The sequence below is a fragment of the Lutispora sp. QWL-02 genome (assembly GCF_058315355.1).
In genome coordinates this window covers 778,061-801,159 of sequence record NZ_CM177762.1, presented here as the reverse complement: position 1 = coordinate 801,159, position 23,099 = coordinate 778,061, and the positions used below count along the sequence as shown (strand labels likewise).

The 23,099-nt window shown below is 38.3% G+C and carries 28 protein-coding genes and 1 pseudogene; 19 read left to right on the top strand and 10 right to left on the bottom strand.

From position 1 onward, the window contains the following. Positions 1-198: 198 nt before the first annotated feature. The 15 genes and pseudogenes from AC4HCY_RS03610 (at position 199) to AC4HCY_RS03540 (ending at position 14,194) form a co-directional block, all read left to right on the top strand. Entirely contained in the window at positions 199-513 is a 315-nt protein-coding gene (locus AC4HCY_RS03610) for a YdcP family protein (RefSeq protein ID WP_000420682.1), read from the top strand. Positions 514-528: 15 nt separating this feature from the next. After that, the gene (locus AC4HCY_RS03605; RefSeq protein WP_000985015.1) at positions 529-915 is read left to right on the top strand and encodes a YdcP family protein; all 387 of its coding nucleotides are present in this window, start codon (positions 529-531) and stop codon (positions 913-915) included. Between the two features lie 28 nt (positions 916-943). Continuing rightward, positions 944-2,329 carry an FtsK/SpoIIIE domain-containing protein gene (locus AC4HCY_RS03600; RefSeq protein ID WP_000813488.1) on the top strand — a complete coding sequence of 462 codons (1,386 nt, stop codon included), beginning with the start codon at positions 944-946 and terminating at the stop codon, positions 2,327-2,329. A gap of 2 nt (positions 2,330-2,331) precedes the next feature. Next, positions 2,332-2,484: a hypothetical protein gene (locus tag AC4HCY_RS03595; RefSeq protein ID WP_000879507.1), complete on the top strand. Its 153-nt coding sequence runs from the start codon at positions 2,332-2,334 to the stop codon at positions 2,482-2,484. A gap of 22 nt (positions 2,485-2,506) precedes the next feature. Then, entirely contained in the window at positions 2,507-3,712 is a 1,206-nt protein-coding gene (mobT, locus tag AC4HCY_RS03590) for a MobT family relaxase (RefSeq protein ID WP_000398284.1), read from the top strand. A 42-nt stretch (positions 3,713-3,754) separates the two neighbouring features. Further along, on the top strand, positions 3,755-3,976 hold the full coding sequence (locus AC4HCY_RS03585; protein ID WP_001009056.1) for a hypothetical protein: 222 nt from the start codon (positions 3,755-3,757) through the stop codon (positions 3,974-3,976). Positions 3,977-4,092: 116 nt separating this feature from the next. After that, complete coding sequence (locus AC4HCY_RS03580) at positions 4,093-4,590, top strand: antirestriction protein ArdA (RefSeq protein WP_000342539.1); 498 nt, start codon at positions 4,093-4,095, stop codon at positions 4,588-4,590. A gap of 88 nt (positions 4,591-4,678) precedes the next feature. Then, complete coding sequence (locus AC4HCY_RS03575) at positions 4,679-5,071, top strand: conjugal transfer protein (RefSeq protein ID WP_000723888.1); 393 nt, start codon at positions 4,679-4,681, stop codon at positions 5,069-5,071. After that, entirely contained in the window at positions 5,055-7,502 is a 2,448-nt protein-coding gene (tcpF, locus tag AC4HCY_RS03570; protein ID WP_000331160.1) for a conjugal transfer ATPase TcpF, read from the top strand. The genes AC4HCY_RS03575 and tcpF overlap by 17 nt, the downstream gene beginning before the upstream one ends. A gap of 2 nt (positions 7,503-7,504) precedes the next feature. Continuing rightward, a complete protein-coding gene (locus tag AC4HCY_RS03565) occupies positions 7,505-9,682 on the top strand; it encodes a CD3337/EF1877 family mobilome membrane protein (protein ID WP_000804748.1) in 2,178 nt (725 codons plus the stop codon). Then, positions 9,679-10,680 (top strand): bifunctional lytic transglycosylase/C40 family peptidase, encoded by a 1,002-nt coding sequence (locus AC4HCY_RS03560; protein WP_000769868.1) that lies wholly within the window; start codon positions 9,679-9,681, stop codon positions 10,678-10,680. Before AC4HCY_RS03565 ends, AC4HCY_RS03560 begins: the two co-directional genes overlap by 4 nt. Continuing rightward, a complete protein-coding gene (locus tag AC4HCY_RS03555) occupies positions 10,677-11,612 on the top strand; it encodes a conjugal transfer protein (protein ID WP_001224320.1) in 936 nt (311 codons plus the stop codon). Before AC4HCY_RS03560 ends, AC4HCY_RS03555 begins: the two co-directional genes overlap by 4 nt. Before the next feature lie 313 nt (positions 11,613-11,925). Then, positions 11,926-11,973 (top strand): annotated as a pseudogene (locus tag AC4HCY_RS03550) (tetracycline resistance determinant leader peptide); the annotation flags it as partial. A 15-nt stretch (positions 11,974-11,988) separates the two neighbouring features. Next, positions 11,989-13,908 carry a tetracycline resistance ribosomal protection protein Tet(M) gene (gene tet(M) / locus AC4HCY_RS03545; protein WP_002414694.1) on the top strand — a complete coding sequence of 640 codons (1,920 nt, stop codon included), beginning with the start codon at positions 11,989-11,991 and terminating at the stop codon, positions 13,906-13,908. A 118-nt stretch (positions 13,909-14,026) separates the two neighbouring features. After that, complete coding sequence (locus AC4HCY_RS03540) at positions 14,027-14,194, top strand: cysteine-rich KTR domain-containing protein (RefSeq protein ID WP_000336323.1); 168 nt, start codon at positions 14,027-14,029, stop codon at positions 14,192-14,194. A 59-nt stretch (positions 14,195-14,253) separates the two neighbouring features. On the opposite strand, the gene AC4HCY_RS03535 is transcribed toward AC4HCY_RS03540, so the two are convergent. Then, the gene (locus AC4HCY_RS03535) at positions 14,254-14,607 is read right to left on the bottom strand and encodes a helix-turn-helix transcriptional regulator (RefSeq protein ID WP_001227347.1); all 354 of its coding nucleotides are present in this window, start codon (positions 14,605-14,607) and stop codon (positions 14,254-14,256) included. 504 nt (positions 14,608-15,111) lie between these two features. Between AC4HCY_RS03535 and AC4HCY_RS03530 the strand changes: the two genes are divergently transcribed. Continuing rightward, positions 15,112-15,534 (top strand): sigma-70 family RNA polymerase sigma factor, encoded by a 423-nt coding sequence (locus AC4HCY_RS03530; protein ID WP_000804885.1) that lies wholly within the window; start codon positions 15,112-15,114, stop codon positions 15,532-15,534. Continuing rightward, positions 15,531-15,761 carry a helix-turn-helix domain-containing protein gene (locus AC4HCY_RS03525; protein WP_000857133.1) on the top strand — a complete coding sequence of 77 codons (231 nt, stop codon included), beginning with the start codon at positions 15,531-15,533 and terminating at the stop codon, positions 15,759-15,761. Before AC4HCY_RS03530 ends, AC4HCY_RS03525 begins: the two co-directional genes overlap by 4 nt. 225 nt (positions 15,762-15,986) lie before the next feature. On the opposite strand, the gene AC4HCY_RS03520 is transcribed toward AC4HCY_RS03525, so the two are convergent. Beyond that, complete coding sequence (locus AC4HCY_RS03520; RefSeq protein WP_001845478.1) at positions 15,987-16,238, bottom strand: hypothetical protein; 252 nt, start codon at positions 16,236-16,238, stop codon at positions 15,987-15,989. On the opposite strand from AC4HCY_RS03520, the gene AC4HCY_RS03515 reads away from it, so the two are divergent. Further along, positions 16,222-16,425, top strand: coding sequence for an excisionase (locus tag AC4HCY_RS03515; RefSeq protein WP_000814511.1), 204 nt, complete (start codon positions 16,222-16,224; stop codon positions 16,423-16,425). The genes AC4HCY_RS03520 and AC4HCY_RS03515 overlap by 17 nt on opposite strands. A gap of 81 nt (positions 16,426-16,506) precedes the next feature. Beyond that, the gene (locus AC4HCY_RS03510; protein WP_001291561.1) at positions 16,507-17,724 is read left to right on the top strand and encodes a tyrosine-type recombinase/integrase; all 1,218 of its coding nucleotides are present in this window, start codon (positions 16,507-16,509) and stop codon (positions 17,722-17,724) included. 272 nt (positions 17,725-17,996) lie between these two features. On the opposite strand, the gene AC4HCY_RS03505 is transcribed toward AC4HCY_RS03510, so the two are convergent. The 8 genes from AC4HCY_RS03505 to AC4HCY_RS03470 all read right to left on the bottom strand — a co-directional run bounded on the left by AC4HCY_RS03505 (position 17,997) and on the right by AC4HCY_RS03470 (position 22,921). Continuing rightward, the gene (locus AC4HCY_RS03505; RefSeq protein ID WP_491096075.1) at positions 17,997-18,791 is read right to left on the bottom strand and encodes a lipid II flippase Amj family protein; all 795 of its coding nucleotides are present in this window, start codon (positions 18,789-18,791) and stop codon (positions 17,997-17,999) included. 53 nt (positions 18,792-18,844) lie between these two features. Continuing rightward, positions 18,845-19,408, bottom strand: a complete 564-nt coding sequence (locus AC4HCY_RS03500; RefSeq protein ID WP_491095386.1) for a histidine phosphatase family protein — start codon at positions 19,406-19,408, stop codon at positions 18,845-18,847. 109 nt (positions 19,409-19,517) lie between these two features. Beyond that, the gene (locus tag AC4HCY_RS03495) at positions 19,518-19,787 is read right to left on the bottom strand and encodes an NUDIX hydrolase (RefSeq protein WP_491095385.1); all 270 of its coding nucleotides are present in this window, start codon (positions 19,785-19,787) and stop codon (positions 19,518-19,520) included. Next, on the bottom strand, positions 19,784-19,969 hold the full coding sequence (locus AC4HCY_RS03490) for a hypothetical protein (protein WP_491095384.1): 186 nt from the start codon (positions 19,967-19,969) through the stop codon (positions 19,784-19,786). Before AC4HCY_RS03490 ends, AC4HCY_RS03495 begins: the two co-directional genes overlap by 4 nt. A gap of 360 nt (positions 19,970-20,329) precedes the next feature. Beyond that, positions 20,330-21,175: an aminoglycoside 6-adenylyltransferase gene (locus tag AC4HCY_RS03485; RefSeq protein WP_491095383.1), complete on the bottom strand. Its 846-nt coding sequence runs from the start codon at positions 21,173-21,175 to the stop codon at positions 20,330-20,332. Positions 21,176-21,287: 112 nt separating this feature from the next. Then, on the bottom strand, positions 21,288-21,695 hold the full coding sequence (locus AC4HCY_RS03480; RefSeq protein WP_491095382.1) for a DUF3795 domain-containing protein: 408 nt from the start codon (positions 21,693-21,695) through the stop codon (positions 21,288-21,290). Positions 21,696-21,856: 161 nt separating this feature from the next. Beyond that, positions 21,857-22,090 carry an NUDIX hydrolase gene (locus AC4HCY_RS03475; RefSeq protein WP_491095381.1) on the bottom strand — a complete coding sequence of 78 codons (234 nt, stop codon included), beginning with the start codon at positions 22,088-22,090 and terminating at the stop codon, positions 21,857-21,859. 309 nt (positions 22,091-22,399) lie between these two features. Further along, positions 22,400-22,921, bottom strand: coding sequence for a metallophosphoesterase family protein (locus AC4HCY_RS03470; protein ID WP_491095380.1), 522 nt, complete (start codon positions 22,919-22,921; stop codon positions 22,400-22,402). Positions 22,922-23,099 lie beyond the last annotated feature (178 nt).

Genomic DNA, 23,099 nt, shown 5'->3' with positions numbered 1-23,099 from the left:
GATATAAAGATACTTCCAATAAAATTTGAATATTTAATAGGTAGACACTTCAAAAAATGAGGTGTCTATTTTTTTACCCGATTTTGAAAGGAAGTGAACTTATGAAAACAAAAAATCAAGAATCAAAAGGTCGTTCCCCACTCTTTAAGACCATCAAACATTCATTCAGCCAATAAAAAAGAAAGGATAGGTAAAAATATGGAACTTAAATTTGTGATTCCCAACATGGAAAAAACATTCGGCAATTTAGAATTTGCTGGCGAGGATAAAGTCGTTCAGCGAAGAATCAACGGACGGCTAACTGTCTTATCAAGAAGCTATAATCTCTATTCTGATGTTCAAAGAGCAGATGATATTGTGGTGGTGCTTCCTGCTGAAGCTGGCGAAAAACATTTCGGCTTTGAGGAACGTGTGAAGTTAGTCAATCCACGTATTACCGCAGAGGGCTACAAAATCGGCACTCGTGGTTTTACAAATTACCTTTTACATGCTGACGACATGATAAAAGAATAAAGAAAGAGAGGAAAAATGATGAGATTAGCAAATGGCATTGTATTAGATAAAGACACGACTTTTGGAGAATTGAAATTCTCTGCTCTACGTCGTGAAGTGAGAATCCAAAATGAAGACGGGTCGGTTTCAGATGAAATCAAGGAACGTACCTATGACTTAAAATCCAAAGGACAAGGACGCATGATTCAAGTAAGTATTCCTGCCAGCGTGCCTTTGAAAGAGTTTGATTATAACGCACGGGTGGAACTTATCAATCCCATTGCGGACACCGTTGCTACTGCCACCTATCAAGGAGCAGATGTTGACTGGTATATCAAGGCAGACGATATTGTGCTGACAAAGGATTCTAGTTCATTCAAAGCTCAACCACAAGCAAAGAAAGAACCGACACAAGACAAATAGTCGCTAGGTAGAAAGGAGACTTTTTCGCATGAAACAGCGTGGTAAAAGGATTCGCCCATCTGGTAAAGATTTAGTCTTTCATTTTACGATAGCGTCACTCCTGCCTGTTTTCCTGCTGGTTGTCGGACTGTTTCATGTGAAGACAATCCAGCAGATCAACTGGCAGGATTTTAACCTATCACAAGCAGATAAGATTGACATTCCCTATTTAATTATCAGTTTCAGTGTCGCAATTCTTATCTGCTTGCTGGTAGCGTTTGTATTCAAACGGGTTCGCTATGATACGGTTAAACAACTTTACCACCGTCAAAAACTGGCAAAGATGATACTTGAAAACAAGTGGTATGAATCTGAACAGGTCAAAACAGAGGGTTTCTTTAAAGATAGTGCTGGTCGTACAAAGGAAAAGATAACCTACTTCCCTAAAATGTATTATCGACTTAAAAATGGCTTGATACAGATACGGGTGGAAATCACGCTGGGAAAATATCAAGACCAACTCTTACACTTGGAAAAGAAATTAGAGAGTGGCTTGTACTGTGAGCTGACGGATAAAGAGTTAAAGGATTCCTATGTGGAATATACTTTGCTCTATGACACCATAGCCAGTCGTATTTCTATTGATGAAGTAGAAGCTAAAGATGGTAAACTTCGCTTAATGAAAAACGTATGGTGGGAATATGATAAGCTCCCTCATATGTTGATTGCTGGTGGTACAGGTGGCGGTAAAACTTACTTTATACTGACACTGATTGAAGCCTTGCTTCATACAGATTCAAAACTGTATATTCTTGACCCGAAAAATGCTGACCTTGCGGACTTAGGTTCTGTGATGGCAAATGTCTACTATAGAAAAGAAGACTTGCTTTCTTGCATTGAAACATTCTATGAAGAAATGATGAAACGTAGTGAGGAAATGAAGCAGATGAAGAACTATAAGACTGGCAAAAATTATGCTTACTTAGGTCTCCCGGCACACTTCTTAATCTTTGATGAATACGTCGCTTTCATGGAAATGCTGGGAACAAAAGAAAACACCGCAGTTATGAATAAGCTGAAACAGATTGTCATGTTAGGTCGTCAAGCTGGCTTCTTTCTAATACTGGCTTGTCAACGTCCAGACGCAAAATATTTAGGCGACGGAATCCGTGATCAGTTTAATTTCAGAGTGGCTTTAGGTCGTATGTCTGAAATGGGCTATGGCATGATGTTTGGCAGTGACGTACAAAAGGATTTCTTCTTAAAGCGAATCAAAGGTCGTGGCTATGTTGATGTAGGAACAAGTGTCATATCAGAGTTTTATACTCCCCTTGTACCAAAAGGATATGATTTCTTGGAGGAAATTAAAAAGTTATCCAACAGCAGACAGTCCACGCAGGCGACGTGCGAAGCGGAAGTCGCAGGTGTGGACTGATCTTGCTGGCTGGTGTGGCAATAGCCACGCCAGCACTTAACCCCCCGTATCTAACAGGGGGGTACAAATCGACAGGAAACAGTCAAAAAAACATTAGAAAATCCTTTGGTTACAAGGGATTTACAAAATTTCAGCGTATGTCAAATGGGCTTTAAAAGTTGACATACGCCTTTTTGATTGGAGGGATTTTTACTGAATGAACAAACTTGGTTACAGCATTTAAAAGAAAAACGCTTGGCTTATGGACTATCTCAAAACCGTTTAGCTGTTGCGACTGGTATTACAAGGCAGTATCTAAGCGATATTGAAACAGGAAAAGTCAAGCCATCAGAGGATTTACAGCAGTCCCTTTGGGAAGCTCTGGAACGCTTCAATCCCGACGCTCCCCTTGAAATGCTGTTTGATTATGTAAGGATTCGCTTTCCGACAACAGACGTACAGCAGGTGGTCGAAAACATCTTACAACTGAAACTGTCCTATTTTCTTCATGAGGACTATGGTTTCTATTCTTATTCAGAGCATTATGCTTTAGGCGACATATTCGTCCTTTGCTCCCATGAACTGGACAAAGGAGTTCTGGTGGAATTGAAAGGTCGTGGGTGCAGACAATTTGAAAGCTATCTTCTGGCACAACAAAGAAGCTGGTATGAGTTCTTTATGGACGTTTTGGTGGCTGGCGGTGTGATGAAACGCCTTGACCTTGCCATTAACGATAAGACAGGGATTTTGAATATCCCTGTACTCACTGAAAAGTGCCAACAGGAAGAATGTATCTCCGTCTTCCGCAGTTTTAAAAGCTATCGCAGTGGCGAACTGGTACGCAAAGAGGAAAAGGAATGTATGGGAAACACCCTCTATATCGGTTCATTACAAAGTGAAGTTTATTTCTGTATCTATGAAAAGGACTACGAGCAGTACAAGAAAAATGATATTCCCATTGAAGACGCAGAAGTAAAAAACCGTTTTGAGATTCGATTGAAAAATGAGCGTGCCTATTATGCAGTCCGTGATTTACTCGTCTATGACAATCCAGAGCATACCGCCTTTAAAATTATCAATCGGTATATCCGTTTTGTAGATAAAGACGATTCCAAACCTCGTTCTGATTGGAAACTGAATGAAGAATGGGCTTGGTTTATTGGGAACAATCGTGAACGATTAAAACTAACCACAAAACCAGAGCCTTACTCCTTCCAAAGGACGCTGAACTGGCTATCTCATCAAGTTGCCCCGACCTTAAAGGTTGCGATTAAACTTGATGAAATCAACCAGACGCAGGTTGTAAAAGACATTCTCGACCATGCGAAACTGACAGACCGACACAAGCAGATTTTGAAGCAACAGTCAGTAAAAGAACAGGACGTGATAACAACAAAAAAATAACTCAAATACAAATTCATTGAATATAGAGAGGAGAACATTTTTATGAATTTTGGACAAAACCTTTATAACTGGTTTCTATCAAACGCTCAATCACTGGTGCTTTTAGCAATCGTTGTGATTGGCTTGTATCTTGGCTTCAAGCGTGAGTTTAGCAAACTGATTGGCTTTTTAATTATTGCGATTATTGCGGTTGGCTTAGTCTTCAACGCTGCTGGAGTAAAAGACATTTTACTAGAGCTATTCAATCGCATTATTGGTGCTTAAATAAAACCGTTCTTTTGTGGAATATAAGTGGTTTTCTTATGTTCCGCAAAGGAATGGTACACCAAACGAAGTGCGGTAGGGATTTTTGAATCTCTACAAAGAAAGGACGTGAATATATGGACGATATGCAAGTCTATATTGCGAATTTAGGCAAATACAATGAGGGCGAATTGGTCGGTGCGTGGTTTACCTTTCCCATTGACTTTGAGGAAGTCAAAGAGAAAATCGGCTTGAATGATGAATATGAGGAATACGCCATTCATGACTACGAGTTACCCTTTACGGTTGACGAATACACTTCCATTGGCGAACTCAATCGACTATGGGAAATGGTATCGGAATTACCCGAAGAATTACAATCGGAGCTATCTGCTCTGCTCACTCATTTTTCAAGCATTGAAGAACTAAGCGAACATCAAGAGGATATTATCATTCATTCCGATTGTGATGATATGTATGACGTGGCACGCTACTACATTGAAGAAACGGGTGCTTTAGGCGAAGTACCAGCTAGTCTTCAAAACTATATTGATTATCAAGCCTATGGTCGGGATTTAGACCTTTCAGGAACGTTTATCTCAACCAATCATGGGATTTTTGAAATCGTCTATTAAATCTGTCGGTACATTACTACTGGCAGATTTTCTATTTTACGGGGTGGCTCAATCAGCTACCCCTATTTTTTATGAAAGGATTGATTACATGAAGAAAATACGAAGCTATACCAGTATCTGGTCTGTGGAAAAGGTACTGTATTCTATCAATGATTTTAGACTTCCGTTTCCCATAACCTTTACGCAAATGACATGGTTTGTCGTGTCACTCTTTGCAGTGATGATACTTGGCAACTTGCCCCCTCTTTCCATGATAGAGGGAGCATTTCTCAAATACTTTGGGATTCCTGTGGCTTTCACATGGTTTATGTCTACAAAAACTTTTGATGGTAAAAAGCCTTATGGATTTTTGAAGTCTGTCATTGCTTATGCACTGCGACCAAAGCTGACCTATGCAGGAAAAAAAGTAACGCTTGGCAGAAACCAGCCACAAGAAGCCATTACAGCAGTTAGGAGTGAATTTTATGGCATATCCAATTAAATACATTGAAAACAATCTCGTCTGGAATAAAGACGGGGAATGTTATGCTTACTATGAGCTTGTTCCTTACAATTACTCATTTCTAAGTCCAGAACAGAAAATACAAGTGCATGATTCTTTCAGACAGCTTATCGCACAAAATCGTGATGGCAAAATTCATGCTTTACAAATCAGTACAGAATCCAGCATACGTTCTGCACAAGAGCGTTCCAAAAATGAAGTCACTGGCAAGCTCAAAGCGGTTGCCTATGACAAAATCGACCAACAGACAGACGCTTTAATATCCATGATTGGCGAAAATCAAGTGAACTACCGTTTCTTTATCGGCTTTAAGTTGCTTCTCAACGATCAGGAGTTTTCTATGAAAAGTCTTACCGTTGAAGCAAAAAATGCTTTGTCTGATTTTGTCTATGATGTGAACCATAAGCTGATGGGCGATTTTGTTAGTATGAGTAATGATGAAATCCTGCGTTTTCAGAAGATGGAAAAGCTCTTAGAAAATAAAATCTCTCGTCGTTTCAAAATCCGCAGGTTAGATAAGGACGACTTCGGCTATCTGATTGAACACCTTTACGGACAGACAGGCACTGCCTATGAAGAGTATGAGTACCATCTATCAAAGAAAAAGCTGGATAATGAAACGCTGATTAAATACTATGACTTGATTAAGCCTACTCGCTGTTTGGTGGAAGAAAAACAGCGATATTTGAAAATCCAGCAGGAAGATGAAACCGTCTATGTAGCTTACTTTACCATTAACAGCATTGTCGGAGAACTGGACTTCCCGTCCTCTGAAATCTTCTACTACCAGCAACAGCAATTTACATTCCCGATTGATACGTCAATGAATGTGGAAATTGTAGCGAATCGTAAAGCCCTATCTACTGTCCGCAATAAAAAGAAAGAACTGAAAGACTTGGATAACCACGCTTGGCAAAGTGATAATGAAACCAGCTCCAATGTGGCGGAAGCTCTGGAAAGTGTGAATGAGCTGGAAACCAATTTAGACCAAAGCAAGGAATCTATGTACAAGCTGTCTTATGTGGTAAGGGTATCAGCAAATGATCTTGACGAACTCAAACGTCGTTGTAATGAAGTGAAAGATTTTTATGACGATTTAAGCGTAAAACTGGTACGACCATTTGGGGATATGCTCGGCTTACATGAAGAATTTTTACCTGCCAGCAAGCGTTATATGAATGATTATATTCAATACGTGACCTCTGATTTCCTCGCTGGTTTAGGTTTTGGTGCTACTCAAATGCTGGGGGAAAATGAGGGGATTTATGTTGGCTACAGCTTAGATACTGGACGCAATGTCTATCTGAAACCTGCTCTTGCCAGTCAAGGGGTTAAGGGTTCAGTAACCAATGCGTTAGCGTCGGCTTTTGTTGGTTCGCTGGGTGGTGGTAAATCCTTTGCGAATAACCTTATCGTCTATTATGCGGTGCTTTATGGGGCACAAGCAGTGATTGTAGACCCAAAAGCAGAACGTGGCAGATGGAAAGAAACCTTGCCAGAGATTTCCCATGAAATCAATATCGTCACTCTGACTTCTGATGAGAAAAACAAAGGCTTACTTGACCCTTATGTGATTATGAAAAATCCCAAAGATTCTGAATCACTGGCTATTGATATTCTGACATTCCTTACGGGGATTTCCTCTCGTGATGGGGAACGCTTCCCAATCCTTAGAAAAGCCATTCGTGCAGTAACCAATAGTGAAGTACGAGGGTTGATGAAAGTGATTGAGGAATTACGGGTTGAGAATACGCCACTAAGTACCAGTATAGCCGACCATATCGAAAGTTTTACAGACTATGACTTTGCACATTTATTATTCAGTAATGGTTATGTGGAGCAGTCTATCAGCTTAGAAAAACAACTGAACATTATACAGGTTGCGGACTTGGTACTTCCCGACAAGGAAACTTCCTTTGAGGAATATACCACTATGGAGCTTTTATCCGTTGCTATGCTGATTGTCATTAGTACCTTTGCTTTAGACTTTATCCATACAGACCGAAGCATTTTCAAGATTGTAGATTTAGACGAAGCATGGAGCTTTTTACAGGTAGCACAAGGAAAAACACTATCTATGAAGCTGGTTCGGGCTGGTCGTGCTATGAACGCTGGGGTATATTTCGTGACCCAAAATACAGACGACCTCTTAGATGAAAAACTGAAAAATAACCTCGGCTTAAAATTTGCATTTCGTTCCACTGACCTTAACGAGATTAAAAAGACCTTAGCCTTTTTTGGTGTAGACCCAGAGGACGAAAACAATCAGAAGCGATTGCGTGATTTGGAAAACGGGCAATGCCTTATCAGTGATTTATATGGTCGTGTCGGTGTGATACAGTTCCACCCTGTATTTGAAGAACTGCTCCATGCCTTTGATACCAGACCACCTGTGCGAAAAGAGGTGTAAATGTGAAACCATCAATAGTAAACAGAATAAAATCAAACTGGACGCTGAAACGTCTAGGTAAAGTGGCAATGACAGTGGCTTTCACACTTGTGATTGCCATTTTTCTTTTAGCCATGCTGGGAACGGTGGTTCAAGCTGCGGGCTTGGTAGATGATACGGTCAATGTGGCAAATGAATACAGCCGATACCCACTTGAAAACTATCAACTGGATTTTTATGTGGATAATAGCTGGGGCTGGCTTCCGTGGAACTGGTCGGACGGGATTGGAAAACAGGTCATGTATGGACTATATGCCATTACCAATTTTATTTGGACAATCAGTTTGTATGTTTCCAATGCGACAGGTTACTTAGTACAGGAAGCCTATTCCTTAGACTTCATTTCCGCTACAGCAGATTCCATTGGTAAGAATATGCAGACCTTAGCTGGTGTGAGTGCAAACGGATTTTCAACAGAGGGTTTCTATGTTGGATTCCTCTTACTCTTGATTTTGGTTCTTGGGGTTTATGTTGCCTATACGGGACTGATAAAGAGAGAAACCACAAAGGCAATTCATGCCATTATGAATTTTGTGCTGGTGTTTATCCTATCGGCTTCCTTTATTGCCTACGCTCCCGACTACATTAAAAAAATCAATGACTTTTCATCAGACATCAGTAATGCCAGTTTATCACTTGGCACGAAGATTGTCATGCCCCATTCCGATAGTCAAGGCAAGGACAGCGTGGACTTAATCAGAGATAGCCTGTTTTCCATACAGGTTCAGCAACCGTGGCTACTGCTTCAATACAACAGTTCAGACATTGAAAGTATCGGTATTGACCGTGTGGAAAGCCTGCTCTCCACCAGCCCAGATTCCAACAATGGCGAAGACAGAGAAAAAATTGTTGCGGAAGAAATTGAAGACAGAAGCAATACCAATCTAACCATTACAAAGACCATTAACCGTTTAGGTACAGTCTTCTTCCTATTTGTCTTCAATATTGGGATTTCCATATTTGTATTCCTATTAACAGGAATCATGATTTTCTCGCAGGTACTTTTTATCATCTATGCTATGTTTCTGCCTGTGAGCTTTATTTTAAGCATGATTCCATCATTTGATGGTATGTCAAAACGAGCCATAACAAAGCTCTTTAATACCATTTTGACACGAGCTGGAATCACATTGATTATTACGACAGCATTTAGTATTTCAACCATGCTCTATACCTTATCGGCTGGTTATCCGTTCTTTTTGATTGCTTTTCTACAGATTGTGACCTTTGCAGGAATCTACTTCAAGCTGGGCGATTTAATGAGTATGTTTTCTCTACAGAGTAACGATTCTCAAAGTGTGGGAAGTCGTGTGATGAGAAAACCTCGTATGCTTATGCACGCTCACATGCACCGTCTACAGCGGAAACTTGGACGTTCCATGACTACTCTAGGGGCTGGGTCTGCCATTGTTACAGGTAAAAAAGGACAGTCGGGTTCGGGGAGTTCTGCAAGGACACAAGCAGATCACTCCCGACCAGACGGAAAGGAAAAATCAACACTTGGAAAACGTATCGGTCAAACCATCGGTACAGTAGCTGATACCAAAGACAGAATGGTAGACACTGCTAGTGGTTTGAAAGAACAGGTTAAAGATTTGCCGACCAATGCAAGATATGCAGTATATCAAGGAAAATCCAAAGTAAAAGAGAATGTCCGTGATTTAACCAGTAGTATTTCTCAAACCAAAGCGGACAGAGCCAGTGGACGCAAGGAACAGCAGGAACAAAGGCGAAAAACCATTGCGAAGCGTCGCTCTGAAATGGAACAGGTCAAACAGAAAAAACAGCCTGCTTCTTCTGTTCATGAAAGACCGACTACAAGACAAGAACAATATCATGATGAACAGACCTCAAAACAGTCTAATATTCAGACTTCATATAAGGAATCTCAACAAGCCAAACAAGAGCGTCCAGCAGTTAAGTCCGATTTTTCAAGTCCAAAAGTGGAACGCCAAGGCAATACCGTTCAAGAAAAAACCGTTCAAAAGCCAGCAACTTCAACCACTACAGCAGATAGAACTTCACAACGTCCAATCACAAAAGAACGTCCGTCTACTGTTCAAAGAGTACCACTACAAAATACAAGAAGTAGACCACCAATCAAAACCGCCACCATTAAGAAAGTCGGTAAGAAACCATGAAGTTGAAAACTTTAGTGATTGGTGGTTCTGGATTATTCTTGATGGTCTTCTCACTGCTTCTGTTTGTTGCCATTTTATTTTCAGATGAACAGGACAGCGGAATTTCCAATATTCATTATGGAGGTGTGAATGTTTCCGCAGAAGTGCTGGCTCATAAGCCTATGGTAGAAAAATATGCCAAAGAATATGGCGTTGAAGAATATGTCAACATACTTCTTGCGATTATACAGGTGGAATCGGGCGGTACTGCGGAAGATGTTATGCAGTCCTCGGAATCCCTCGGTCTTCCACCTAATTCATTGAGTACAGAAGAATCCATTAAGCAAGGTGTGAAGTATTTCAGTGAATTATTAGCCAGTAGCGAAAGGCTCAGTGTAGATTTAGAATCGGTTATCCAGTCCTACAATTATGGTGGTGGTTTCTTAGGGTATGTGGCTAATCGTGGAAATAAATATACCTTTGAACTGGCTCAAAGTTTCTCAAAAGAGTATTCAGGTGGCGAAAAAGTGTCTTACCCCAATCCCATAGCCATACCTATCAATGGGGGCTGGCGATACAACTATGGCAATATGTTTTATGTGCAACTGGTAACGCAGTATCTTGTCACAACAGAGTTTGATGATGATACGGTACAAGCCATCATGGACGAAGCACTGAAATATGAGGGCTGGCGATACGTTTACGGTGGAGCTTCCCCGACTACTTCTTTTGATTGTAGCGGACTGACACAATGGACGTATGGAAAAGCTGGAATTAACTTACCACGAACCGCACAACAGCAATATGATGTGACCCAGCATATCCCACTATCGGAAGCACAAGCTGGCGATTTGGTTTTCTTTCATTCTACCTATAACGCTGGCTCTTATATTACTCATGTTGGGATATACCTTGGCAATAACCGTATGTTTCATGCAGGCGACCCAATCGGTTATGCCGACTTAACAAGCCCCTACTGGCAACAGCATTTAGTGGGAGCAGGACGAATCAAACAATGAGAAAGGAAGATTTAATGATGAAATTTAGAAAAAATCAGAATAAAGAAAAACAGATACCAAAGGAAAAGAAACCTCGTGTCTACTATAAGGTCAATCCTCATAAAAAGGTTGTGATTGCCTTGTGGGTACTTTTAGGGCTTAGTTTCAGCTTTGCGATATTCAAGCACTTTACAGCTATAGATACTCATACTATTCACGAAACAACTATCATAGAAAAGGAATACGTTGATACTCATCATGTAGAAAATTTTGTAGAGAACTTTGCGAAAGTCTACTATTCATGGGAGCAATCCGATAAGTCCATTGATAATCGAATGGAAAGTCTAAAAGGCTATCTGACAGATGAACTTCAAGCTCTCAATGTTGATACAGTACGCAAAGATATTCCTGTATCGTCTTCTGTAAGAGGATTTCAGATATGGACGGTAGAGCCAACTGGCGACAATGAGTTTAATGTAACCTACAGTGTAGACCAGCTCATTACAGAGGGAGAAAATACAAAGACCGTCCACTCTGCTTATATAGTGAGTGTCTATGTAGATGGTTCTGGAAATATGGTACTGGTTAAGAATCCGACCATTACCAACATACCTAAGAAATCAAGTTATAAACCAAAAGCCATTGAAAGTGAGGGGACGGTTGATTCCATTACAACCAATGAAATCAATGAGTTTTTAACGACGTTCTTCAAGCTCTATCCTACAGCGACAGCCAGTGAACTTTCCTACTATGTGAATGACGGGATATTAAAACCAATCGGAAAAGAGTACATCTTTCAAGAACTGGTAAATCCTATTCACAATCGTAAGGATAATCAAGTCACGGTATCGCTGACAGTGGAGTATATCGACCAGCAGACCAAAGCAACGCAGGTATCTCAATTTGATTTGGTACTTGAAAAGAACGGGAGTAATTGGAAGATTATAGAATAACAAATATTGGTACATTATTACAGCTATTTTGTAATCACGTACTCTCTTTGATAAAAAATTGGAGATTCCTTTACAAATATGCTCTTACGTGCTATTATTTAAGTATCTATTTAAAAGGAGTTAATAAATATGCGGCAAGGTATTCTTAAATAAACTGTCAATTTGATAGTGGGAACAAATAATTGGATGTCCTTTTTTAGGAGGGCTTAGTTTTTTGTACCCAGTTTAAGAATACCTTTATCATGTGATTCTAAAGTATCCGGAGAATATCTGTATGCTTTGTATGCCTATGGTTATGCATAAAAATCCCAGTGATAAGAGTATTTATCACTGGGATTTTTATGCCCTTTTGGGCTTTTGAATGGAGGAAAATCACATGAAAATTATTAATATTGGAGTTTTAGCTCATGTTGATGCGGGAAAAACTACCTTAACAGAAAGCTTATTATATAACAGTGGAGCGATTACAGAATTAGGAAGCGTGGACAGAGGTACAACGAAAACGGATAATACGCTTTTAGAACGTCAGAGAGGAATTACAATTCAGACGGCGATAACCTCTTTTCAGTGGAAAAATACTAAGATAAACATCATAGACACGCCAGGACATATGGATTTTTTAGCAGAAGTATATCGTTCATTATCAGTATTAGATGGGGCAATTCTACTGATTTCTGCAAAAGATGGCGTACAAGCACAAACTCGTATATTGTTTCATGCACTTAGGAAAATAGGTATTCCCACAATCTTTTTTATCAATAAGATTGACCAAAATGGAATTGATTTATCAACGGTTTATCAGGATATTAAAGAGAAACTTTCTGCGGAAATTGTAATCAAACAGAAGGTAGAACTGCATCCTAATATGCGTGTAATGAACTTTACCGAATCTGAACAATGGGATATGGTAATAGAAGGAAATGATTACCTTTTGGAGAAATATACGTCTGGGAAATTATTGGAAGCATTAGAACTCGAACAAGAGGAAAGCATAAGATTTCATAATTGTTCCCTGTTCCCTGTTTATCACGGAAGTGCAAAAAACAATATAGGGATTGATAACCTTATAGAAGTGATTACGAATAAATTTTATTCATCAACACATCGAGGTCAGTCTGAACTTTGCGGAAAAGTTTTCAAAATTGAGTATTCGGAAAAAAGACAGCGTCTTGCATATATACGTCTTTATAGTGGCGTACTGCATTTGCGAGATTCGGTTAGAATATCGGAAAAGGAAAAAATAAAAATTACAGAAATGTATACTTCAATAAATGGTGAATTATGTAAAATCGATAAGGCTTATTCCGGGGAAATTGTTATTTTGCAGAATGAGTTTTTGAAGTTAAATAGTGTTCTTGGAGATACAAAGCTATTGCCACAGAGAGAGAGAATTGAAAATCCCCTCCCTCTGCTGCAAACGACTGTTGAACCGAGCAAACCTCAACAAAGGGAAATGTTACTTGATGCACTTTTAGAAATCTCCGACAGTGACCCGCTTCTGCGATATTATGTGGATTCTGCGACACATGAAATCATACTTTCTTTCTTAGGGAAAGTACAAATGGAAGTGACTTGTGCTCTGCTGCAAGAAAAGTATCATGTGGAGATAGAAATAAAAGAGCCTACAGTCATTTATATGGAAAGACCGTTAAAAAAAGCAGAGTATACCATTCACATCGAAGTTCCACCGAATCCTTTCTGGGCTTCCATTGGTCTATCTGTAGCACCGCTTCCATTAGGGAGCGGAGTACAGTATGAGAGCTCGGTTTCTCTTGGATACTTAAATCAATCGTTTCAAAATGCAGTTATGGAGGGGATACGCTATGGCTGTGAACAAGGATTGTATGGTTGGAATGTGACGGACTGTAAAATCTGTTTTAAGTATGGCTTATACTATAGCCCTGTTAGTACCCCAGCAGATTTTCGGATGCTTGCTCCTATTGTATTGGAACAAGTCTTAAAAAAAGCTGGAACAGAATTGTTAGAGCCATATCTTAGTTTTAAAATTTATGCGCCACAGGAATATCTTTCACGAGCATACAACGATGCTCCTAAATATTGTGCGAACATCGTAGACACTCAATTGAAAAATAATGAGGTCATTCTTAGTGGAGAAATCCCTGCTCGGTGTATTCAAGAATATCGTAGTGATTTAACTTTCTTTACAAATGGACGTAGTGTTTGTTTAACAGAGTTAAAAGGGTACCATGTTACTACCGGTGAACCTGTTTGCCAGCCCCGTCGTCCAAATAGTCGGATAGATAAAGTACGATATATGTTCAATAAAATAACTTAGTGTATTTTATGTTGTTATATAAATATGGTTTCTTGTTAAATAAGATGAAATATTTTTTAATAAAGATTTGAATTAAAGTGTAAAGGAGGAGATAGTTATTATAAACTACAAGTGGATATTGTGTCCTGTATGTGGAAATAAAACACGATTAAAGATAAGGGAAGATACTGAATTAAAAAAATTCCCCCTCTATTGTCCGAAATGCAGACAAGAAAATTTAATTGAAATAAAGCAGTTCAAAGTAACTGTGATTACAGAGCCAGACGCAAAGACGCAGAGCCGATAAAATGAGATTAATACAATCTCATTTTATCGGCTCTTTCCGTTATGTATGGATTCTTTTAATTAGTCTTCGATGTTTCTTGCTTCGTTGATACCGCTGGCTAAAGATTCCATTAAGGATAGTTCTTTGTCTGTAAAGCTATCCATGTATTTCTCTATCTGTAATCGTCGGGTGCTTTTTACCAAGTTATTAGCAGGTAAGAAAAATTCATCAACGGAAACATGAAGTAACGATACAAGGTCATAAAGAACTTGTATGCTGGGGTGTTGCCCTTTATTTTCAATATTAGTTAAGTACCGTGGGTCAATTTCAATCAATGCTCCCACTTGTTCACGAGTTAAACCTCGTTTCAATCGAGCTTCTTTAATGGCTAAACCAAAGGCTCTAAAATCATATTTATCTTCTTTTTTACGCATAGTAGACCACCTCTATACATTTTATTGTTCCTACTGAATTAAAAACAGGTATAGAAAAACGTGTTATATGGTTTATAGGTTTATATTTAATAAAAAGCACTACTAAACGCCAATAAAAAAAACCGTTATATGGTAGTGCTATTTACGCTGTTAAAATATTGTATATTACTTCCAAATGGCGGTTTGTTGGAGGTCAACGTCGCCATGAAGTACATCATATACAATAAATTTCCTTACATTGGGTTCTTGTCAAAAAAAGTCGTCTATCTGCAATAGATAAGTACGTCCACCAATGTGGTTTTATAAATCATATAGATAGAATAACAGAAGCGTGTAAACAGAGAAATAAATCTGTTTATATGCTTTTTTGGCTATTCAGAACTTTTTTACAAAGTTTATTTATCAGTAATGCAACAAATCCCCCTTTCACATTGGGACTAAGAGTGAAAGGAGATAAACGAGCAAGGCTCACTTCCTTTCCTAGACAGAAAGGGGGTGAGAAACATGAAACCATCTTCTTTTCAGACCACAATAGAAAATCAGTTTGACTATATCTGTAAACGTGCTATGGAAGACGAGCGAAAGAATTATATGCTTTATCTTTCAAGGATTGCAAAGCGTGAGGTGTCCTTTTCGGATGTTGGCGATTATCTTGTTAGCCAGTTTGCGACAACAGATAACTATTCAACTGACTTTCAGATTTTTACACTCAATGGGTTATCAGTAGGCGTTGAAAATGATTTGTTGAGTGAAGCATTACGTGAGTTGCCAGACAAGAAACGTGAAATTCTACTGCTGTTTTACTTTATGGACATGAGCGATTCAGAAATTGCAGACCTGTTGAAATTGAACCGTTCTACTGTCTATCGGCATAGAACCAGTGGACTAGCCTTAATTAAAAAGTTTATGGAGGAATTTGAAGAATGAAAACACAATATCCTATGATTCCCTTTCCTCTCATTGTAAAGGCAACAGATGGCGATACCGAAGCGATTAACCAGATTCTACATCATTACAGAGGGTACATAACGAAGCGTTCCCTACGACTTATGAAAGATGAATATGGCAATCAAAGTATGGTCGTTGATGAAGTCTTACGTGGAAGAATGGAAACCAGACTGATTACAAAGATTTTGTCATTTGAAATTAAGTAATATCCTCTCTCCTTTCGTGGAAGCGTGCTAAACCATTCCACGCTTCCCGAACAGGGAGGTTTGTTATTCCACCAAAGCATATTGAGCTTTCAATGTGTTTTGATAGGCTAACGAGCCATTGTTCTTTGAAAACTGAATAAAAGTAATCGAATACGTTTCGATAAGAAAAGAGCCAACGGAACTAACCGCCATGACCTATCTTATAAAGATAGCGAGCGATTCATGTTAGTGATCCGAGAAGCAATCTTTAGCAGGATTGCCTGCAACGACATTCTTATCGTGATAATGATACTCCCATACAGTCAATAGTCCGAGCGTGATAAAACCGTCGCAGGCAATGAGTATGGCTACATGAGAACCATGCAGGGGTGGAACTCCCGTGAGCTTTGCTAAAGCTGTTCGATTGCTGGTAAAACAACTTTTATGAAATCCAAATAAGTGATTTGGAAAGGAGGATTTTATGAAGCAGACTGACATTCCTATTTGGGAACGTTATACCCTAACCATTGAAGAAGCGTCAAAATATTTTCGTATTGGCGAAAACAAGCTACGACGCTTGGCAGAGGAAAATAAAAATGCAAATTGGCTGATTATGAATGGCAATCGTATTCAGATTAAACGAAAACAATTTGAAAAAATTATAGATACATTGGACGCAATCTAGCGTCGCCAAAGGGTCTTGTATATGATAAAATAGTATTAAGTCGTATCAAGGCTCTTTCCATAAAGGAAAGGAGCAAATGCCATGTCAGAAAAAAGACGTGACAATAAAGGTCGAATCTTAAAGACTGGAGAGAGCCAACGAAAAGACGGAAGATACTTATACAAATATATAGATTCATTTGGAGAACCGCAATTTGTTTACTCGTGGAAACTTGTGGCTACAGACCGAGTACCAGCAGGAAAGCGTGATTGTATCTCACTTAGAGAGAAAATCGCAGAGTTACAGAAAGACATTCATGATGGTATTGATGTTGTAGGAAAGAAAATGACACTCTGCCAGCTTTACGCAAAACAGAACGCTCAAAGACCAAAGGTTAGAAAAAACACTGAAACTGGACGCAAATATCTTATGGATATTTTGAAGAAAGACAAGTTAGGTGTAAGAAGTATTGACAGTATTAAGCCATCAGACGCTAAAGAATGGGCTATTAGAATGAGTGAAAATGGTTATGCTTATCAAACCATCAATAACTACAAACGTTCTTTAAAGGCTTCATTCTATATTGCTATACAAGATGATTGTGTTCGGAAGAATCCATTTGACTTTCAACTGAAAGCAGTTCTTGATGATGATACTGTCCCTAAGACCGTACTAACAGAAGAACAGGAAGAAAAACTGTTAGCCTTTGCAAAAGCTGATAAAACCTACAGCAAAAATTATGATGAAATTCTGATACTCTTAAAAACAGGTCTTCGTATTTCAGAGTTTGGTGGTTTGACACTTCCAGATTTAGATTTTGAGAATCGTCTTGTCAATATAGACCATCAGCTATTGAGAGATACTGAAATTGGGTACTACATTGAAACACCAAAGACCAAAAGTGGCGAACGTCAAGTTCCTATGGTTGAAGAAGCCTATCAAGCATTTAAGCGAGTGTTAGCGAATCGAAAGAATGATAAGCGTGTTGAGATTGATGGATATAGTGATTTCCTCTTTCTTAATAGAAAGAACTATCCAAAAGTGGCAAGTGATTACAACGGCATGATGAAAGGTCTTGTTAAGAAATACAATAAGTATAACGAGGATAAATTGCCACACATCACTCCACATAGTTTGCGACATACATTCTGTACCAACTATGCAAATGCAGGAATGAATCCAAAGGCATTACAGTACATTATGGGACATGCTAATATAGCCATGACGCTGAACTATTACGCACATGCAACATTCGATTCTGCAATGGCAGAAATGAAACGCTTGAATAAAGAGAAGCAACAGGAGCGTCTTGTTGCTTAGTAGTACAAATGAATTTACTACTTATTTACCACTTCTGACAGCTAAGACATGAGGAAATATGCAAAGAAACGTGAAGTATCTTCCTACAGTAAAAATACTCGAAAGCACATAGAATAAGGCTTTACGAGCATTTAAGAAAATATAAAAAGATAATTAGAAATTTATACTTTGTTTATTAGAAAAAAATTGTCTTTCGGCTTTCTTTTTAACTCCACTTCTTTAGTCAATCCTTTTCTTCCTCCTTTCATGTACTTGAGGGCTTAGCCCTTGTTTCATATGATTCTAGCAACAAAAGCGATCGCATAGGATGCAGGAATAAATATTGCTAATGATAATGCAGTTCCAACAATCCGGCTTCCCACCATTCCAACCACGCAGCCTCTGAAATCTGCTTCACTATATTTACCTTCGATCACTTCATCAGTAAGTATTGATAAATAAGGATCAACAAACAAAGTTAATAGAATAGTGGCCATGCCGTTTACAACCGAAGACAATGTGATACATGTAGCTCTTAGCTCCGGCATAATATTACCTGCATAAATCGGTGCAAAAACACCAACAGTTAAAAGAGCTACCGTTATGATATTATAAACTAGAATTTTGTAAGGCAATTTCTTTAAATTTATTTCTGATACATTCCCTTTGGAAGGAAACTTTATATTTTGTCTGATGCCCCTGATACCAGACTTGGTAAAGCTGTGGATTATTAACCTGAATACAGATTTCTTTATTGAGAAAGATAGGACTGCCTTGGTAAACAACCTTTGAAAAGTGGGTATTAGAAATGCTCCCATAACAGATGCCGCGAAAATAGATACTAAAATCAAATTGAATACTATTATTAAATCAGTATCCGATCTATTGTTTTGTTCAACAAATTTGGTCAGTATCGGCAATTGAAAAACATTGGCTGTTCTTGAGACAAGGGCAAGCACATTAAAAAGAGCAAAGGATATAGCAACCTTTCCAGTTCTGATACCCACAATTCTCACTGCATAAGCCAATGTTCCAATGATAGCTATAATAATATTAAGCGCTATGACAAAAACTATATCAGCTCCCATAACCATTCATATCCTCCATTTCTCTATAATCTTTTGAATTCTTTAGATGTATATCATATAATATCAATTTCGTCTAAACTTTCAAGTTTCATACCGTTAAATCTAAAATACAAAATATATGGCATTCTATCAGCAATGCTCCAGAAGTCAGCATGTCCGAAATCAGGATTAAAATAATTTATGATGGTGCTTAGTGCAGTGCCGTGGGTTGCAATAGCTATACTTTTGCCATGATTTTTCTTTATCACTTCAAAAAGTGCTGCTATATTACGCTCTTGCACCTGCCTCAGCGATTCTCCTCCGTCAAGCTTAAAGTCGAAATCTTCCCACTGTTTTAGTGAAAAGGCTTTAAAGTCTTCTACCCATGCCCCTACCTTGCGCTCACAAAAATTATCATCAGTCTTTATCTCAAGCCCTGTATTTTCAGCGAAATCCTTTATCGTGTCAACAGCTCTTTTAAATGGGCTTGAATAAATAGAAGTGATATTTTTATCAATTAATGCTTTTGTGACTCTCCTGGTATCTTCAATCCCCTTTTCTGATAAAGGGCGAATCAAATCATCTTTAATTGAAAAATCTGATTGAGCATGGCGAACAAAATATATATCTGTTTTCATTTGCGTATTCATCTCCTAAATTTATTCTTTATCAGCTAAATCATATCATAATAATATCTTATAAATAGTTTTATCATTTTCATATAAGCAAAGCTAGAGATATGCACAACTAGACATCTTTTCTTTTTGCCCTTGAATTATAGTTGACATAAAATTCCTCAATCCTCTTATATAGGTACGGCTGAATTAAAGGATATGTTAAACTTTCAGGTATAGTGTCAAAAAGCTTAACTTCTCCTATCTCAGTGTCTGGCAATTCACCAAGGCATTTTACATCTGAATAAAATAATTGTCCAAAAGATTCATTTTCGTCTCTAGCTACTGAATATATACAGAGCGGAATAATATTAAAATCCTTTGCTCCCGTTTCTTCAGTCAATTCCCTTGAAGCTGTAAAATTAATACTTTCGTTTTCTTCCCTATGCCGCCTGGAATCTCCCAGGTCAATCTTTCCTTATGCCTTACGAATATCCATTTATCTTTATATCTTGCCATAATAACCGCAAATTGAAGTTTGCTATCTTCAATCATATTTAATCCATAAAAATTTACCTTAAGCATATTAATAACCCCTTCATCTTTTAAGCTTTTACATTATGCAATTTAGCAAAGTCTTTCTTTAATGACATGCTAGAAGTAAACGGGGCTAAGGCATTCTTTGCCTGCCTCGCAGCAAATAAACCTGTCCCCTATATCCCTCAGCCCTCAATCAATTGGTATAATTTATGAATATTCGCTCCCACATGTTCTGGCCTGTGTGCGTCAGACGCAGTCCTCATCTTTACATTATTTTCTTTGAACACCTGGAGCATAACCTTATTCATACCAATTTCTGAAAAGCCATAGTTAAGTGCTAACCCACCGCTTTGCTCAGCATACATATTTGACTTGTTTATCAGGTTAGGTATTCCTCTCCTTTATTTAAAAATCAATCGCATCCTTTGGAAGTTCTTTAACCTTCTTTATATATTCAGTGACATTGATATCATCACTCATCGGATAGGTATATCCCAGTTTGTCAGAAAGCTCATTTCCTAATCTGCGTATCAATTTACCTGCTCTAAATAATGACTGCCAAATATCTTTATAGTCTGTGGATGGATATATCGCAATAAATTCATGATATAGGTCCTTTGCTAAAAGGCGCTTGAACCATTTCCCGCATTTGCCTGCATTTATTCTCCAATCATATTTTGCTCCTAAATGCCATTCTAATAATTTTCTGATACAATCTATCAATATCACATCAAACATATATTTAACCAGTGGCAACTCATCGCGCCATATCCCTTTTGCTATATATGTTTGAATCCACCAGGACTCATTTAATGCTTTGTCAAATTCCTCTTGAGTCGGTTTTGTTATTAAATAAATACTATCGCTAGGTAACGGTACATCTTTAAATAAATCATCTTTATCAAGCAATCCTTTTATAAGGGAATCCTCATTTTTCCCTATTTCCTTCATATCTGCAAAGCTCAGGTCAATTCTTACTCCATCTTTAAATTGCATCAAAAAGATATATCTCTCTTCAAAATCATTTTGCTGCAGTATAACCAGCTCTCCGAATTCTTTTATCCAATCCCGGTTTCTTTTATAGCGTTCATCTTCAATATCTGTTATATAAAATACTACATCATAGTCCTGCATTATATCTTTAGGTGCATTGGGATTGACTCTGGAACCATTAAGGGCAACTGCTCTGATCCTCTCATCATCATTTGCAAAATCTAATAATTGCTTTATTACTTGCTGTTCATCTCGCATACCCTAATCCACTCATTTCTCTTTAGATTTAAGCTTAGAATCATCTTTCACATAATGTCTGCCGACCGACCTGAGAGCTTGACTTTAAGCTATTTATATACAAAAGTTACAACTATTTTATGTTTTTCTCTTCAATTAATCTAGTCATATTATCATAAGCCGATAAATAATTATTGTATTCGTCTGCACAAAAGTTATCACCCAGCTTTTCTTTTGCTTCTTGAAAGGAAAGTCCTCTTCGTTCATTGAAAATTACACATGGAAACTCGATACATTCCCCGCAATTATCGACTTGCTTTTCGATTACACATTTCCGAACCGGACAATTCATATCTATGCGCTTAGTATTTTCTTTACTGCATCTGCATCCCTCACAATATATTTTATCCGCCGGTATCTCAAGATCATAATATTTATTCCAAACATTGCTCAATTTTTCTCTCTCATCATTGCTCTTTATATTAGGAGCATAAGCTTTGCATAAATCACACCTGTATCCGCACATTGTAATTTTGTCCATAACAATTTCCACACCTTTCTTTTATGTTTCTTCTTGATTAGTATAGTACACCTTGCTGTCATGATTATTGAAATTTTTTTAAGTTCAATTGCTTCATCCAGTCTAACACCATTGAGCCGGTTCTCAGAGCCTGTCCTCCTTTTAGGGCGGGTTGTTCAGTATTAAACAAATCTTGATGATATGACTTTAAATTCAGGCTTAGTAACATAAGAGCAATAGTGAATACGGCCGTCGAATTCGAGCACATTTTTGAATCTAAATAGCATCGCAGGAGCTGTAACATATTCTAACACCTTACTTTTGGGAACCCAAATCACATCGCTGGTTTCATCAGAAGTGGTCAGTTCACCATCGATATAATCACATATAAAATCAAGCATAACCTTTGTAGGCACCGGAGTAACCCCATCATAGTAGAGGTGCTGCCCTATATTGGAATAGATGCCTGCGAGGCACGGGGTACGGGGCACGAGGGTTAGGGTATTCCTTTTGGGTCAGACCCCAGAGCTCTGCTATAACACTCGAACCTCGTACCAAGACCACATAGAAGTGACCCTAGGCTACGCACCTCGTACCCGAAAAAAATTGCTTCGCAATTTTTTACTATCGCGTATCAATACTCTGTAAAGCCCCTCATATATCGCGCCCAGACAGCACGTCGATTGCTCGGTCTGCCACCTAACGGCCTGCGCTAATACAGGATATTATTGTTTACATATTACTAACTGATCAAATAGATGTCCGCTGCTATTGATAGCAAGAACCTCTATTCTCTCCTGAGATACAATTACTTGTAAAAAGTGTGGGACTGCTATGGATCTTGCGGTATGCCATTCTTGCTTATGCAAAAACCACTCTGGCATAGCGCCGGCACCCCCTGCTACAATGTACGTTACGCCATCATTAATACTGATTTTCCCATCCCTAATCGGATGGCTGCGTTCATAAACAATTGTATGGGAATTAAAAACCAGGTCAACATTATATTTTTCAAATATTGATGATAATTTTCTCAGCAATGGTACTTCATAAAATCCGGAAACATAAGGCGGGTAATGAAAGAATACAGATTTCCATCTTGCTTTTGTTTGCTCAAGTTGTGAAACCAAAAATTTAACTTGCTCTCCTTCATTGAAGAAATCATCTGTGGGAACTGCATCCCACATACCATCTTTTTCTTCATACCGGAACATGGTTGTACTATCTAATACTATAAAAACAGCCAATCATTTTATCGCGAACACAGTCTGTATGAAGTCTCTTAGATATATAAACTTCTACTTCGGATCCGCTCGATATATCGGTTTCCCACATGACAGTGATTCCGTCTTTTTGCGGCATTTGCAGATAAGGCAGTCTTTTTATGGAAATCATGCTATCATCCCCCTTTAAAATATATTTAAA

Bases quoted from the DNA above. Each gene is read 5' to 3' on its own strand.
- AC4HCY_RS03510 (WP_001291561.1), top strand. From the start codon at position 16,507: ATGTCAGAAAAAAGACGTGACAATAAAGGTCGAATCTTAAAGACTGGA.
- AC4HCY_RS03560 (WP_000769868.1), top strand. From the start codon at position 9,679: ATGAAGTTGAAAACTTTAGTGATTGGTGGTTCTGGATTATTCTTGATG.
- AC4HCY_RS03575 (WP_000723888.1), top strand. From the start codon at position 4,679: ATGAAGAAAATACGAAGCTATACCAGTATCTGGTCTGTGGAAAAGGTA.
- AC4HCY_RS03500 (WP_491095386.1), bottom strand. From the start codon at position 19,408: ATGAAAACAGATATATATTTTGTTCGCCATGCTCAATCAGATTTTTCA.
- AC4HCY_RS03480 (WP_491095382.1), bottom strand. From the start codon at position 21,695: ATGGACAAAATTACAATGTGCGGATACAGGTGTGATTTATGCAAAGCT.
- tcpF (WP_000331160.1), top strand. From the start codon at position 5,055: ATGGCATATCCAATTAAATACATTGAAAACAATCTCGTCTGGAATAAA.
- AC4HCY_RS03485 (WP_491095383.1), bottom strand. From the start codon at position 21,175: ATGCGAGATGAACAGCAAGTAATAAAGCAATTATTAGATTTTGCAAAT.
- AC4HCY_RS03585 (WP_001009056.1), top strand. From the start codon at position 3,755: ATGAATTTTGGACAAAACCTTTATAACTGGTTTCTATCAAACGCTCAA.
- AC4HCY_RS03520 (WP_001845478.1), bottom strand. From the start codon at position 16,238: ATGTCAGTCTGCTTCATAAAATCCTCCTTTCCAAATCACTTATTTGGA.
- AC4HCY_RS03605 (WP_000985015.1), top strand. From the start codon at position 529: ATGATGAGATTAGCAAATGGCATTGTATTAGATAAAGACACGACTTTT.
- AC4HCY_RS03515 (WP_000814511.1), top strand. From the start codon at position 16,222: ATGAAGCAGACTGACATTCCTATTTGGGAACGTTATACCCTAACCATT.
- AC4HCY_RS03600 (WP_000813488.1), top strand. From the start codon at position 944: ATGAAACAGCGTGGTAAAAGGATTCGCCCATCTGGTAAAGATTTAGTC.
- AC4HCY_RS03525 (WP_000857133.1), top strand. From the start codon at position 15,531: ATGAAAACACAATATCCTATGATTCCCTTTCCTCTCATTGTAAAGGCA.
- AC4HCY_RS03580 (WP_000342539.1), top strand. From the start codon at position 4,093: ATGGACGATATGCAAGTCTATATTGCGAATTTAGGCAAATACAATGAG.
- AC4HCY_RS03535 (WP_001227347.1), bottom strand. From the start codon at position 14,607: ATGCGTAAAAAAGAAGATAAATATGATTTTAGAGCCTTTGGTTTAGCC.
- AC4HCY_RS03505 (WP_491096075.1), bottom strand. From the start codon at position 18,791: ATGGGAGCTGATATAGTTTTTGTCATAGCGCTTAATATTATTATAGCT.
- AC4HCY_RS03530 (WP_000804885.1), top strand. From the start codon at position 15,112: ATGAAACCATCTTCTTTTCAGACCACAATAGAAAATCAGTTTGACTAT.
- AC4HCY_RS03610 (WP_000420682.1), top strand. From the start codon at position 199: ATGGAACTTAAATTTGTGATTCCCAACATGGAAAAAACATTCGGCAAT.
- AC4HCY_RS03555 (WP_001224320.1), top strand. From the start codon at position 10,677: ATGAGAAAGGAAGATTTAATGATGAAATTTAGAAAAAATCAGAATAAA.
- AC4HCY_RS03490 (WP_491095384.1), bottom strand. From the start codon at position 19,969: ATGCTTAAGGTAAATTTTTATGGATTAAATATGATTGAAGATAGCAAA.